Origin of the sequence: Gilliamella sp. W8126, assembly GCF_016102185.1 — a bacterium.
GTDB classification, from domain to species: Bacteria; Pseudomonadota; Gammaproteobacteria; order Enterobacterales; family Orbaceae; genus Gilliamella; species Gilliamella apis_A.
Genome location: NZ_JACFPE010000001.1, coordinates 75,591 through 90,136, shown reverse-complemented (window position 1 = coordinate 90,136; position 14,546 = coordinate 75,591). Strand labels below are relative to the sequence as shown.

The following is a 14,546-nucleotide window of genomic DNA, read 5'->3' as shown; positions in this document are numbered from 1 at the left end:
ATATTAGTCTTTAAAATGAACGACTCCGATAAATAATTGATAAAAATTAGAGATTTTGATCTATGCCTATATTTTATATTTTTATAGCAGTAATCGTTTTACTTGCTTTAGTTACTGTTTTTAAAACCATCACTATTGTTCCGCAAGGATACCAATATACTATCGAGCGTTTCGGTAAATACACTCATACCTTAGAACCTGGTTTAAATATTATTATTCCTTTTATGGATGGTGTGGGCCGTAAAATTAATATGATGGAACAAGTGCTTGATATCCCATCTCAAGAAGTTATTTCTAAAGATAATGCAAATGTACAAATTGACGCAGTTTGCTTTATACAAGTACAAGAAGCAGCAAGAGCAGCTTACCAAGTTAACCAACTTGAGCGTGCTGTTATTAATCTGATGATGACAAATATCCGTACAGTACTTGGTAGTATGGAACTAGATGAGATGTTATCACAACGTGACCATATTAACTCAAAACTACTTAGTATTGTCGATGATGCAACTAGCCCATGGGGAATAAAAATTACTCGTATTGAAATTCGTGACGTTCGACCACCGGCAGAACTAATTGCAGCCATGAATGCACAAATGAAAGCTGAACGTAATAAACGTGCGGAAATCCTTGAAGCGGAAGGTATCCGTCAAGCAGCTATTTTACGTTCTGAAGGTGAAAAACAGTCAGAAATTTTAAAAGCTGAAGGTGAAAAACAAGCAGCATTTTTACAAGCTGAAGCACGTGAACGTGCGGCCGAAGCAGAAGCTAAAGCAACACAAATGGTTTCGGACGCTATTGCAGCAGGTAATATTAATGCTATCAACTACTTTGTTGCGCAAAAATATACTGAAGCGTTACAACAAATCGGTGCTTCAGATAACAGTAAAGTTGTGATGATGCCGCTTGATGCTTCAAGTCTAATGGGTAGCATTGGTGGTATTGCCGAATTAATCAAAAATACTAAATAGACTAAGTTTAGCAAAATCATATCCCTAACTGATAATAAATTGGTTTGAGAGATGATTGGAAATATAATTTAATTAATAATAGGTAACAACCAATGACAGATTTTTTAATGGTTATTTATGATTCTCCTCACTGGGTATTTTTTGCTTTAGGCGGTATTTTGCTGATAGCTGAATTATTAGGAACTGGCGGATATGCACTTTGGAGTGGAATGGCAGCCATTATTGTTGGCTTAATTGCTTGGATTTTACCACTGTCTTGGCCTGTTTTATGGATTTTGTTTGCTATTTTTACGTTAATATCCGCTTATCTTTGGTGGGCTTGGTTAAAAAAACGCGATAATAACAAATCAAGTAAAGTTGAAATTAATCAACCACAACAAGAATTAATTGGCATTAGAACAATCGTTACCGAAGCCATTACTAATGGTTCAGGTCGAGTAAAAATCAAAGACGGCACATGGTCAGCAAAATGTAATCAAGATCTAGAAGTAGGTCATCCTGTTGAGGTTGTTGCAGTTGAGGGCATAATACTGAAAGTAAAAGCACTCAATAAATAAATTAATAATTAAATACGAGTCAATGACTCGTATTTTTTTGTTTATCATAAAAAATAATCAATCAGATAAACCGATTATTAAATATCTTCTATAGTAAAAATTCATGGTAATTATCATAATAAGATAATTACTGTTAATCCAGCTTCAATATAAAATTTAAAGTGCTTAAGTACTTATAACAGTAATTATCATTTTTACTAAAAACTAGTGTAAAAATAAGCCAATAAGAATGCTAACACTAATTCGATTATTTAGGATCAATACCAATAACTTTCCAATTATTATTTGATTCATCGGTAATCTTACCTTTCTTCACATCGGTAATATATTTAATGGTCATATTACGAATGGTACCTTCTTCATCACCTAATGCAGTGCGAGAATTCCAAATTGGCTCGACTCGGCGCCCTTCTAATGGACCACCTTTTTTCACCAGCATTTCATAACGATAAGCATTCATACCTAGTTTGAGTTTCATATCATCAGTAATAACTTTACCATTTAAAAGTGTTAGATTTTTAATTCGATTTCCTACTGGTTCACTTAAATCAATAATATATTTAATGCCACCAAACATATCATAAGTCATATATTTAGATGCGCCTCGCACTGAATCATATTGATAATTTTTATCCGTTGGTTGTACTTGAGCAAAATATGCCGCAGACCATTCCATATAATCTTTAAGATCCTTCCCTGTAACTTCAAAAATAGAGGTTTCACCAGCAGTATATTGATAATTGTTAGCAATATCTTTGCGAGCGATTGGCCCTTTATTTAATATCGCTTTTTTATTATCGACTAAAACCGCAGTCACATCCGCACCGCTATAATAAATTTGTACAGAATTAAGTAAATTAGTTAAACCACTTTCTTGCAAGTAAACCGCTGGTATACCATGTATTATCTCTTGTGGTACAAGATCTTGATCTGTTTCACCAATAACTTGATTAGAAATTTCTCTTAATTGTTGATGATAAGGTGAATAAATTTTTTCGATTTCAGGATCAGCTGGATAAGTTTTTACTGGTAATGTTTGCGATTTTTTTGCTTTTAAGGTTTTTTTATTGCCATCAATATCAAATTTAAGATCAACCACCGATACTACTGTTCCATAGCGATGAGGTTCAGTAATAACCACATTATTAATGACTTTTTCACTAATATTTTGATGATTATGTCCGGCAATAATTATGTCAATTTCAGGTAATTGATTAGCAACATCGGCAACACCTGTACCAGGTTTATTGTTTTCATTATCTAATCCCATATGGGTAACTAAAACAATAGCATCAACTGATTGTTGTTTGAGATTAGCAATTTGTTTTTTTATTTCCGGTATTGGCATGGTAAATTCCATTTGATTTACATAACCAGTTTTATTCTCGTATTCTGGAACAAAAGGCGTAGTTGCACCAATAAAGCCAATCTTAATACCTTCTTTCTCAATAATGGTTGTGGCGGGTAAATAAGGTTTACCGGAATCTTTATAATAAATATTAGCCGCTAAAGATTGGCCTTTAAATTCAGAAGTGACTTTATCGACTATCGGCATACCAAAATTAAATTCATGATTGCCAAGTACCATAATGTCATAATGCATGGCATTTAATGCCGCAATAGCCGGATGATTTTGCACATTGTGAAATCGTTCAATTTGATTATCTTGAATAATATCACCAGCATCAACCACAATGACATTTTCATGTAGTGAACGGTACTCCTTTAAAAACGAAGATATCTGCGCATAAGAGCCTGAAGAGTCTGCTTTGTCAGTACCATAATCCCATGGTAACATTCGCCCATGCACATCTGACGTTGCTAAAATAGCAACATCAACTTCTTTTGCATTAACCTGAAATACACAACCTAATATGAATAAACCGCTTAACAAAGCACGTTTTTTGCTTACCAACATCCTTATCTCCTATCACTATTATGTAAAATTAATATCCTAATTAATTTAAATCATTTTTATAAAAACAGTCTATTATTCTAAAGTATTATTTTTTCAATTAAAGCGTTTTTATAAAAAAATAAGCTGCTTAATCAGTGATAAAAAATGCCTAACGATAGTGACTATTGTTAGGCAAAATAAGGAGTACGAAAGTTATTTTCATAAACAGACAGAATGTTACTTTAATTTAACATTCTGTTTACTGTTAATTAATGTGACATCGTAGTTTTAACACCACCTTCAGGAATAGGCACATAAGCGGTTTCTTTATCAGTTCTTTGTTTATTATTACGCACTTTAAGTGCAGTTTTAATACCAAAGAAGATAATGCTATACACAACCACTAAGAATAAGATACTTAAACCGGCGTTAGTGTAGTTATTAATGACAATATGATGCATATTATCAATTTGTTGTGCTGTTAATTCGCTACCTTCGGCAATTCGACGGTTATACTCATTAGCTAAATAGAAGAATCCTTCTAAATTAGGATCATTACTAAATAGTTTAAGTGCCAATGCCCAAGTAGTACAAATTAATAACCAAACGGCAGGAATAATAGTCACCCAAACAAATTGAGCTCGTTTCATTTTAATTAATACAACTGTAGCTAATACTAATGCTACGGCTGCTAACATTTGGTTTGAAATACCAAATAATGGCCATAAGCTCTTAACACCACCTAATGGATCAACCACACCTTGGTAAAGTAGATATCCCCATAAACCAACACATCCTAAAGTACCAATAAAGCCAGCAATAAGTGAATCGGTTTTTTTCAAGAATGGTACAAAGTTACCTAATAAGTCTTGCAACATGAATCGTCCAGAACGAGTTCCTGCATCAAGCGCGGTTAGAATAAATAGTGCTTCAAATAAGATACCAAAGTGATACCAGAAGCCCATATTTGCGCCTGGAAGAATTTGATGGAACACATGTGCAATACCTACGGCTAAGGTTGGTGCACCACCGGCACGATTTAATACTGATGGTTCGCCAATATCTTTGGCTGTTTGTAAAATTTGCTCAGGTGAAATCACAAATCCCCACGAACTAACTGTAGCCGCAGCATGTGCTGTCACATCTTGTAGTTGAGACATTATCATCGCCGCATCGCCAGTACCTAATTTATGTAAATCAGGCATAGTTATTCCTAGCGCAGCTGGTGGAGTATTCATAGCAAAATATAAACCTGGCTCAATAATTGATGCAGCCACTAAAGCCATAATAGCCACGAAAGACTCCATTAACATAGCACCATAGCCGATAAAACGTGCATCTGTTTCATTAGCAAGTAATTTTGGTGTTGTACCTGATGAAATTAAAGCATGGAAACCAGAAACAGCACCACAAGCAATAGTAATAAATAAGAATGGAAATAAAGAACCTTTCCAAACAGGGCCTGTGCCATCCACATATTTAGTTACATCTGGCATTTTTAAATCAGGATTTAAAATAACAATACCAATAGCTAAACCAACGATTACACCAATTTTTAAGAAAGTGGCGAGATAATCACGCGGTGCTAAAATTAACCATACAGGCAACATCGCAGAAACTAAGGCATAACCAACTAAAGTAAAAGTAATCGTGGTTGCTTTGAAAGTTAATGCTGGTCCCCAATATGGGTCATGAGCAATAACACCACCAAACCAGATAGATAAGATGAGTAATACAATACCAATTATTGAAACTTCTAAAACACGGCCTGGTCTGAGGTATCGCATATAAATACCCATAAATAGGGCAATTGGCACGGTAGAACAAACAGTAAATACACCCCACGGACTTTCAGCTAATGCTTTAACAACAATCAATGCCAATACAGCTAAAATAATTAGCATGATTAAGAAACAACCAAATAAGGCTATTGTCCCAGGAATTGGTCCCATCTCTTCTTTTATCATTTCACCTAAAGATGAACCATTACGGCGTGATGATAAAAATAGCACCATAAAGTCTTGTACGGCACCAGCAAATACCACACCAGCTAATAACCATAAAGTACCCGGTAAATAACCTACTTGTGCTGCAAGTACAGGGCCTACAAGCGGTCCAGCACCGGCTATTGCCGCAAAATGGTGTCCAAATAAGACATATTTATTGGTTGGAACATAATTTAAGCCATCATTATTGATAACTGCCGGTGTCGCTCGTGTCGGATCTAACTGCATTACTTTATTGGCGATATATAAACTATAATATCGATAAGCAACGAGATAAACGGACACTGCAGCAGCAACAATCCACAATGCACTAATATGTTCCCCTCGACGTAGTGCGATGACAGCTAAACAGCATGCACCAACGATAGCAAGAATAACCCAAGGTATATGCTTTAGTATTCTATTATTCATAATAATTCTCTTTATCGCTTTAAGATTAATATCATCTATTTAATTTTTAACTTAATTATATAGTTAAAAAGGTAGATAAAATTTATTGATATTAACTTCAAATTGTTTTTGAATTTTGTTGTATTGAATCATGAGATAAAGCTTACTTTATGCTCAAGGGTATAGTAATTTTTTAGTTAATTGAATGGTATAGGAAATTTAGTTACAGGTTGAAACAACTATATGAGTGGTTAAAAATGGCTGGTAAACGGTATCTCTATCGATGAAATAAACCCAGATAAAATGATTATAGTCCTAATATCTCTTTAAGCGATTTTAAATATCGACGACTCACAGGCACAGCAACATCATTATTTAAAATAATATCAACACTACCTGCTTCATTAAAACGAATCTCTTTTAACTTTTTTAAATTAACTAAATATTGTCTATGGCAACGAATAAGCGAGGTTTTATCTTCTAACGTTTTTAGTGTCAGTTCAGTAAAATATTCATTATTATTTTGATTAAAAACATAAATACCACAGACTTTAGATGAAATATAAAAAACATCATCATTAGATAGTAAATAAATTCGATTATGACCAATACAAGGTATATATTTTAACTGTTGATCAATTCCTGATAATTGATTTATATCAGCTACAGGACATTTTTTGTGTAAGCGGCTTAATGTTTTATTTAGCCTATCTTGTTCAATAGGTTTTAATAGGTAATCAAAAGCTTGTTCTTCAAAGGCTTTTACAGCAAACTCACTATAAGCAGTTAAAAAAACAATATGAGGCATAGTTTGTGGATCAAGCATTGATAACATTTCAAGACCATTTATCTTCGGCATTTGAATATCAAGAAAAACAACATCAGGCGCTAACCGATGAATTTCACGTATAGCATCCATTGCATTATTACATTCTGCGACAATATTAATTTGGCTATCGTTGTCTAGCAAACAACGTAAATTTTCGCGAGCAAGTAATTCATCATCAACAATAATCACATTTAACATTAAACTACGACATCCTCTAGCAAAGGCAAAGATAACATTACATTTGTATATTCGTCTGGTTTACAGATTATCTTTATACCATAGTTTTCACCATAGCGGATCTTAATTCGTTTATCTACTAAATTAAGACCAAGCCCTTTATTATCTTTTTTATTTTCTCGATAATTACCTGCATTATCAATAACCTCTAAAATTAAAGTCTGATCATTTTCATAGGCTCTAATCGTTACTTCTCCTTGACTAATTAATTGTGATGTACCATGTTTAATGGCATTTTCCACAATTGGTTGTAATGAAAATGCTGGTAATTGCGCATATTCGAGTTGTTCAGGAATATCAAAATTTATACTTAACTGCTCCATAAAACGCATTTTTTCGATCTGTAGGTAAGCATTTACATGCTCTATTTCATCTCTTAATGTTACTATTTCATCAGTACGTTTTAAGTTTTTACGGAAAAAAGTTGATAAGTTTTGCACTAATTGCGATGCTTGTTCTTTATCACGCCTAATAATAGCCAGTAAAGTATTTAAGGCATTAAATAAGAAGTGAGGATTTACTTGGGCATGTAGTAGTTTAATCTCAGTTTTAGACAATAACTGTTTGTAGTACTCATTTTGCCCGGCCAATATTTGCGCAGATAACAAGCTGGCAATACCTTCACCTAAAGTTCTATTTATTGAGCTAAATAATGTATTTTTACCTTCATAAAGTTTAATAGTACCAACTACATTATTATTTTCACCACGCAGAGGAATAACCAAAGTTGCACCTAAACGACAATTTTTATTGATTGAACATTGATAAGGTTGATGTGTACCATCAAGATATTTAACATCATTTTGCTCAATTGCTTCTAAAGTAACATTTGAAGTAATTTGAGTACCAGGTAGATGATGATCGTCACCTACCCCAATAAAAGCAAGAATTTTTTCTCTATCTGTTATAGCTACAGCGCCAATATCTAATTGTTGATAAATAATTTCTGCAACTTTAGTACTATTTTCTTGATTGAAGCCTTCGCGCAATAGACCTTCAGTACTCACTGCGATTTTAAGAGCCTTGGCAGAAAAAGCCGATGTATAACGTTCAAAAATCGCCCGTCTATCTAGTAAAATTCGCATAAACATTGCAGCGCCAATACTATTAGCAACAATCATCGGTGCAGCAATACTACGCACTGCATGTAGAACAACATCAAAAGGTCTCGATATTAATAGTACTTGAATCATTTCTAACGATTCAACCAAAACACCTAATACTCCGACTAAAAATGGATTATAGACTAAATCAATTCGACCTCTTTTCATTAAGGTATAGTGAAATAGCCCACTAATTAAACCTGTCAAGATAGTCGATAACATACAACTTTCAGCTGTAATACCACCTAATGTATAACGATGAATACCACCAGTTAAGCCAACTAAAAGGCCTACTACTGGACCACCAAGCAACCCTCCTAAAATAGCGCCAATAGCACGAGTATTCGCAATAGTATCTTCAATATGTAAACCAAAATAGCTACCCATAATGCAAAATAAAGAAAAAATAAAATAACAGACTAATTTATGAGGTAAATGGATGGTGACTTGCATTAAAGGAATAACAATTGGGGTTTTACTTAACAAATAAGCAATAACCAAATACACGCACATCTGCTGTAAAAGCTGTAGTACAAGATCAAACTCAAACATAACAATAACCACGGCAAAAAACCGCCGACCAAAGTCGACGGAAAATGCTAACTTTAATTATCAAGTAAAGTAAATGTTTGCTTATCTTTAGTTGTAGAATCCGCACCTACAAACACATTAAATTTACCAGGTTCTGCAACATATTGCATTTTATCATTCCAGAATTTTAACATGTCATATTTGATAACAAATTTTACTTGACCTTTTTCATGCGGTTTAAGAGTAATAAATTCAAAACCAATTAACTCTTTTACCGGTCGGCTTACTGATGCTGTCACATCTTGCAAATAGAACTGCACCACTTGTGAACCTTCTCTTTCACCAGTATTTTCCACATTAGCAATAACTTCAATTTCCCCATTTGGTGACATTTCAGTTTTTGATAATGAAAAATCAATAGTAAAATCAGTATAACTTAAGCCAAAACCAAATGGAAATAAAGGCTCATTCGGGCTATCAAAGTAAGACGTTGTGTATTTACCCATATTAACTGTACCATGTGGTCGACCAGTTTTTAAATGGCTATAATAAACAGGGATCTGGCCAACATTATCTGGAAAAGACATAGGTAATTTAGCTGACGGATTATAATCACCAAACAGCACATCGGCCACAGCATTTCCCCCTTCAGTACCCAAAAACCAAGTTTCAAGCATAGCATCAGCTTGCTGATATTCTTCTTTCACAGTAAGTGGACGGCCATTCATTAAAGCAATAATAAGTGGTTTACCAGTGGCTTTTAATGCTTTAATTAATCGTTTTTGACTAGCTTGTAGATCAAGATCGGTTCGACTTGATGATTCATGAGCCATGCCTTGTGCTTCACCAACAAAAACCACAACAATATCTGATTTTTTAGCTTGAGCAACAGCTTCGGCTATCATCTTATTAGCTGGTCGTTTATCAAATTTGCTGCTTTCACCATATAAATTTAAAAATTTATCAAGGTTAGGATCATCCGAGAGATTAGCCCCCCATGCGTAACTCACTAATTTGGGATTTGCGATGGCATTTTTAATGCCTTGCAACGGCGTTACCGCTAAATTAGCACGCCCAGCACCTGACCAGCTACCTAAAATATCTCGTTTTGAATCAGCCAATGGTCCAATGACAGCTATTTTTTTATTTTTGTCTAACGGTAATAAATTATTTTCATTTTTTAATAATACAATACTACGACGAGCTACATCTCTGGCTTCAGTACGATGTAGGCGATCGTTAGCAAACATAGTTTCAATATCAAAATTAGGATCTAAATTTCGATGCGGATTTTTAAACAACCCCATATCATATTTAAGCTCTAACACATGGCGACAAGCTTGATTAATCAGATCTTCTGAGATTGCACCTTCATCAACCAATTCTGGTAAAAACTGTAAAAAGTATTCATCATTCATACTCACATCAATACCAGCTTTGATAGCAATACGTACCGCATCTTTAGCATCCTGTGCAACGCCGTGATTAATTAATTCACGGATAGCACCATGGTCACTAACAACTACTCCATCAAAGTGCCATTGGTTGCGTAATACATCAGTTAATAACCAATGATTAGCTGTAGCAGGAATACCATTTACACTAACCAGCGCAACCATAACCGCTCGGCTACCGGCATCAATAGCCGCTTTATAAGGCACAAGATATTCTTGAAACATTTTGCGTTCACTCATATCGGTGCTGTTATATTCGCGCCCTGCTTCTACCGCACCATAAAGTGCAAAATGTTTAACCGTTGTGACTAATGATTTTTTATCAGCCAAGGATTGCTTTTGCATTTTTTCAACAAAAATTCGCCCTGCTTCTGAAGCTAAATAAGGATCTTCACCAAATCCTTCGGAAACTCGTCCCCACCTAGGATCACGAGTAATATCTACCATTGGCGCCCAAGTAACATTAAGTCCATCAGATGTAGCTTCATCAGCAGAGACCTCAGCCACTTTAGCGAAAGCATTACGATCCCAAGTTGCAGCTATACCTAAATTAATTGGAAATACTGTACGATGCCCATGAACAATATCAAAACCAAAATAAACCGGAATTTGGTTTGGTGATCTTAAAGCTCTTTCCTGCATTCTGGATAGATCGGGTTCCACAACAGTATTAAAAATGCCACCTATTTCACCAGCTTCTATTTGATCAAGTACTTTGTCTAAGGTTAGATCACCGCCGACACTAATTAACCGCAATTGCCCCACTTTTTCTTTAATAGTCATTTTTGATAATAAGTTATCAATAAATACTTTCTTTTCTTCGTCATTGGGATTTTGTGCAAATAAAGGACATGAAAAAATAAAAAAAACAAAAAAGAAAACTAATTTTTTCAGCATAATAAGTATTGTTATAATATAAGAGGATAGACAAGTAAATAGAATAACGTATTTAGTCAAAAAAATCTCGTTATTTGAAATAATGCCTCACCAAAAATAAAAATAAAAGCACATATTATTAAAAATTTAGCCGCAAAAAAGTGCTTTCCTCAAATTTTTTAAAAGTTGATTCTGTGAATAAATAAAAACATATTGCCGAACAATTTTGTCAAAACAATGTCGGCAATAATAAAGATTAGAATGATTGATTAGTCGCGGAAATTAGTAAATTGAAATGGTTGACCTAACTCACCATTTTTAACTAGTGCCATAGTTGCTTGTAAATCATCACGTGATTTTCCAGTAACCCGAACTTGGTCACCTTGTACTTGTGCTTGGACTTTAATTTTACTATCTTTGATTAATTTAACTATTTTTTTAGCTAATTCTTTATCGATACCTTGTTTCAGCTTAACTGTAATACTATAAAACTTACCACTATGTTCCATCTCTTCTGGAATTTCCAGCGCGCCACCATCAATACCACGCTTAGCTAACTTATCACGTAAAATATCCAGTAATTGTTGTACTTGGAAATCTGATTGGCTCGTCGCTTTGATAGTTTCATTTTTCTCATTAAGCTCAAATGATGCTTCGACATTTTTGAAATCCCAACGTGTTGCCAATTCTCGAGTCGCATTTTCGACCCCATTTTTGACTTCTGGCATTTGAATTTCTGATACAATATCAAAAGAAGGCATAAATTTTCCTCTTCTAATCGTTATAAGATATAACTCACTTTAAACAACTCATTTTATTGCTACCGTAACATTTACGGTAGCTTTAATAGATAGATTAATAAAATTAATCAATAGTACGAAGTAATTCGTTAATACCGACCTTACCTAACGTTTTAGCATCTACTTTTTTAACGATTACTGCACAATAAAGGCTGTATTTACCATCTTTAGTTGGTAAGTTACCTGATACCACCACAGAACCAGCCGGTACGCGACCATAGTGAACTTCACCAGTTGCACGATCATAAATTTTAGTACTTTGTCCAATAAATACACCCATTGAGATAACGCTGCCCTCTTCGACAATCACACCTTCAACAATTTCACTACGAGCACCGATAAAACAGTTATCTTCAATAATAGTTGGATTTGCTTGTAATGGCTCTAATACACCACCAATACCAACGCCACCAGATAAATGGACATTTTTACCAATTTGTGCACATGAACCAACAGTTACCCATGTATCAACCATAGTCCCTTCATCAACATAAGCACCGATGTTGACGTAAGAAGGCATTAATACTGTATTGCGAGCTACATAAGCACCTTTACGTGCAATTGCTGATGGAACTACGCGGAAACCTTCTTGTTGGAAACGCGCTTCATCATAATCGGCAAATTTTAACGGTACTTTGTCATAATAATTAGTTGCGCCACCATCAATAAGTTGATTTTCATTAATACGGAATGAAAGCAACACTGCTTTTTTTAACCATTGATGAGTTACCCAATCGCCATTAATCTTTTCTGCGACACGCATTTTACCGCTGTCTAATAAAGCGATACATTGATTAATCGCATCACGTGTCACTGTATCAACATTTGAAGGGGTAATTTCAGCACGACGTTCAAATGCTGCCTCAATAATAGTTTGTAATTGTTGCATTTCTCGTTTCCTTTAACTTAAAGTCCGTTAGCAAATTTAATTGGCCTAACAGTATAATATAATATGCCGCTATTTTTAAGTGGTTTATCTTATCATTAAGATCTCTCAAAAAAAGTTAATTATTTGGAATACCTTTCACAAAATCTTAGTAAAAGTTAATACCGTGATTTTATTTGGATATAAAGTTTATATTCTCATTAAATTTCTCAATAAAAAATAATGCAAAACAGCGGATTTTCTTTATTAGAGCTTTTATTAGTTATCAGCATTAGTGCTATTTTGGCCGCAATTGGTGTACAACATTGGAAAGAATTACAACTGCGTAATGAACTAACAACCACCACAAAACAGCTAGCCTATTTTTTAGAAGAGGCTCAAGCAAGAGCTTACAACACTAATGAAAACTATCACGTATATTATTTTTTTAAGCCTTGGTGCATAAGTATTAGCAAGGGCGAAAAACCAACCACTTGCCAAGAAGGCACCGCCTATTTTATGAAGCCTAATAATTCTGTTGAATTGAGTGATTTAACTGATAAAAAAACCATCTCCTTTTGGGGCCGGAAAAATATGGCACAAACGGGGACAATCGAATTACACAACGCCATTGGTACCACGCAAATTATCATTTCTTATCGAGGGCGGATCCGATTTTGTAAGAAAAATAGTTATTTACCCGGACTACCGCGATGCTAAAACAAAATGGATTTTCATTATTTGAAATAATGTTAAGTATTGCATTTTCCAGTTTAATATTTATAGGTATCACCTCATTCTATAGTAAATTACAATCGATATTGTTGGAAAAAAATTTGCATATTCATTTAGAAAAAAATATTCATCAAGGTTTAGCTAGTATAACCAAAGATCTAAAACGTGCTGGATTTATTGCCAATAGCCCCGAAAAAATGAAACAATATCCAATTGAAATCAATACTTCAAACAATTGTTATATTTTCCGTTATGATAGTGAAATTCGCAATGATTGGATTTATGATCGTAATGCGCCAAGTAAATCAGACATCTTTGCTTATCGTTTCTACAAAAATAATTTGGAATATAAAGTAGGTTCAATAAGTTGTGAGGGTGTAAATTGGGAGAAAATATTCGATCCACATGACATTAAAATAACGCAATTTTCAATAAAACAGCAAAACAGCTATTTTGTAATAAATATTGCTGCTCAATTAAAGAAAAACAAAAAAATAATCTATCAAACGGTAACCATTATCAAAAATGAAAATCCATTTTAATAAAAAAACAACGCAAGCCGAAGGTTTTAGCACGCTAATAATGGTAATTATCCTAACCATTGTCGGCCTCATTTTATTAACCGGTTTTCAGGCTCTAGTTAATTCATTAAAAAAAAACTATTTGATTGAGATTCAACATTATCGTCAGTTTAATCAAGCAAGCTCAAGTTTAAATTGGGCAAAAAAACAGGTATGGCAATCACCGAGTGAGCAATGGCAATGTTTATTAGATAATCAATATCAATTCAAGGCTTGCATCAAAAAATCACGATTAAAAATCGATAACTATACTCTACTGAGAGCTCAAGCTGATGACTATTATCTTTATATGTTAACGTATTTTGCTGATAATCACTTGATTATTGAAAAAGGCCATTGGCTAGATTATTGTCCAGAAAAAAGGCTCGTTGATTGTGAATAGAAAAAACATAGCCGGATTTAGCTTAATTGAAGTCATGATATCATGCTTAATGTTTGCTATCATTATGCTAGGTTTTAGTGGTTATTTAACCGCAATCATTAGTCAACACCACTATTTCCAAAAACAGTTTAAAGCGGAGCAAATCGCCTTTGCTTTACTTGATAGTTATCCTCATAATTTACAGCAAATCATACCAAATAATTGGCAATATCAAGTTTATAGCCAACCTTATGGTAGGTCTTGTCAGATGGTTTTTGTTAGCGTCACCCCTATTCATCACAAAACGATTAAACAACAACGTTTTTTATGTGATTAATATTTATGTCCAAAAA

Annotated in this window: 13 protein-coding genes; 6 read left to right on the top strand and 7 right to left on the bottom strand. The window is 34.1% G+C overall.

The features are described from left to right. Positions 1 to 62: 62 nt before the first annotated feature. Together H3S74_RS00420 and H3S74_RS00415 are read left to right on the top strand one after the other, a co-directional pair. On the top strand, positions 63 to 971 hold the full coding sequence (locus H3S74_RS00420; RefSeq protein WP_086359750.1) for an SPFH domain-containing protein: 909 nt from the start codon (positions 63 to 65) through the stop codon (positions 969 to 971). Positions 972 to 1,063: 92 nt separating this feature from the next. Continuing rightward, on the top strand, positions 1,064 to 1,528 hold the full coding sequence (locus H3S74_RS00415) for an NfeD family protein (protein WP_198221897.1): 465 nt from the start codon (positions 1,064 to 1,066) through the stop codon (positions 1,526 to 1,528). 247 nt (positions 1,529 to 1,775) lie between these two features. Here H3S74_RS00415 and H3S74_RS00410 read toward each other — a convergent pair whose 3' ends face one another. From H3S74_RS00410 to dapD, 7 genes are all read right to left on the bottom strand, one after another. Further along, entirely contained in the window at positions 1,776 to 3,446 is a 1,671-nt protein-coding gene (locus H3S74_RS00410) for a bifunctional UDP-sugar hydrolase/5'-nucleotidase (RefSeq protein WP_198246943.1), read from the bottom strand. Between the two features lie 248 nt (positions 3,447 to 3,694). Beyond that, positions 3,695 to 5,842 (bottom strand): carbon starvation CstA family protein, encoded by a 2,148-nt coding sequence (locus H3S74_RS00405; protein WP_232354813.1) that lies wholly within the window; start codon positions 5,840 to 5,842, stop codon positions 3,695 to 3,697. A gap of 286 nt (positions 5,843 to 6,128) precedes the next feature. After that, on the bottom strand, positions 6,129 to 6,848 hold the full coding sequence (gene btsR / locus H3S74_RS00400) for a two-component system response regulator BtsR (protein ID WP_110448330.1): 720 nt from the start codon (positions 6,846 to 6,848) through the stop codon (positions 6,129 to 6,131). After that, the gene (locus H3S74_RS00395; RefSeq protein ID WP_198246942.1) at positions 6,848 to 8,542 is read right to left on the bottom strand and encodes a sensor histidine kinase; all 1,695 of its coding nucleotides are present in this window, start codon (positions 8,540 to 8,542) and stop codon (positions 6,848 to 6,850) included. Before H3S74_RS00395 ends, btsR begins: the two co-directional genes overlap by 1 nt. 53 nt (positions 8,543 to 8,595) lie before the next feature. Continuing rightward, positions 8,596 to 10,872, bottom strand: coding sequence for a beta-glucosidase BglX (gene bglX, locus H3S74_RS00390; protein WP_198246941.1), 2,277 nt, complete (start codon positions 10,870 to 10,872; stop codon positions 8,596 to 8,598). Between the two features lie 248 nt (positions 10,873 to 11,120). Next, positions 11,121 to 11,612 (bottom strand): YajQ family cyclic di-GMP-binding protein, encoded by a 492-nt coding sequence (locus H3S74_RS00385; RefSeq protein ID WP_110448333.1) that lies wholly within the window; start codon positions 11,610 to 11,612, stop codon positions 11,121 to 11,123. 103 nt (positions 11,613 to 11,715) lie between these two features. Continuing rightward, complete coding sequence (gene dapD, locus H3S74_RS00380; RefSeq protein WP_065563367.1) at positions 11,716 to 12,540, bottom strand: 2,3,4,5-tetrahydropyridine-2,6-dicarboxylate N-succinyltransferase; 825 nt, start codon at positions 12,538 to 12,540, stop codon at positions 11,716 to 11,718. A 219-nt stretch (positions 12,541 to 12,759) separates the two neighbouring features. Here dapD and H3S74_RS00375 point away from each other — a divergent pair, with 219 nt between their 5' ends. Genes H3S74_RS00375 through H3S74_RS00360 form a run of 4 tightly spaced genes read left to right on the top strand, consistent with a single transcriptional unit; the run spans position 12,760 to position 14,530 of the window. Beyond that, on the top strand, positions 12,760 to 13,236 hold the full coding sequence (locus H3S74_RS00375) for a prepilin-type N-terminal cleavage/methylation domain-containing protein (protein ID WP_198221903.1): 477 nt from the start codon (positions 12,760 to 12,762) through the stop codon (positions 13,234 to 13,236). Next, positions 13,230 to 13,793, top strand: a complete 564-nt coding sequence (locus H3S74_RS00370; protein WP_110448336.1) for a prepilin peptidase-dependent protein — start codon at positions 13,230 to 13,232, stop codon at positions 13,791 to 13,793. The genes H3S74_RS00375 and H3S74_RS00370 overlap by 7 nt, the downstream gene beginning before the upstream one ends. A 40-nt stretch (positions 13,794 to 13,833) precedes the next feature. Further along, positions 13,834 to 14,214 carry a DUF2509 family protein gene (locus H3S74_RS00365; protein ID WP_198246940.1) on the top strand — a complete coding sequence of 127 codons (381 nt, stop codon included), beginning with the start codon at positions 13,834 to 13,836 and terminating at the stop codon, positions 14,212 to 14,214. Continuing rightward, on the top strand, positions 14,207 to 14,530 hold the full coding sequence (locus H3S74_RS00360) for a prepilin-type N-terminal cleavage/methylation domain-containing protein (protein ID WP_198246939.1): 324 nt from the start codon (positions 14,207 to 14,209) through the stop codon (positions 14,528 to 14,530). Before H3S74_RS00365 ends, H3S74_RS00360 begins: the two co-directional genes overlap by 8 nt. Positions 14,531 to 14,546 lie beyond the last annotated feature (16 nt).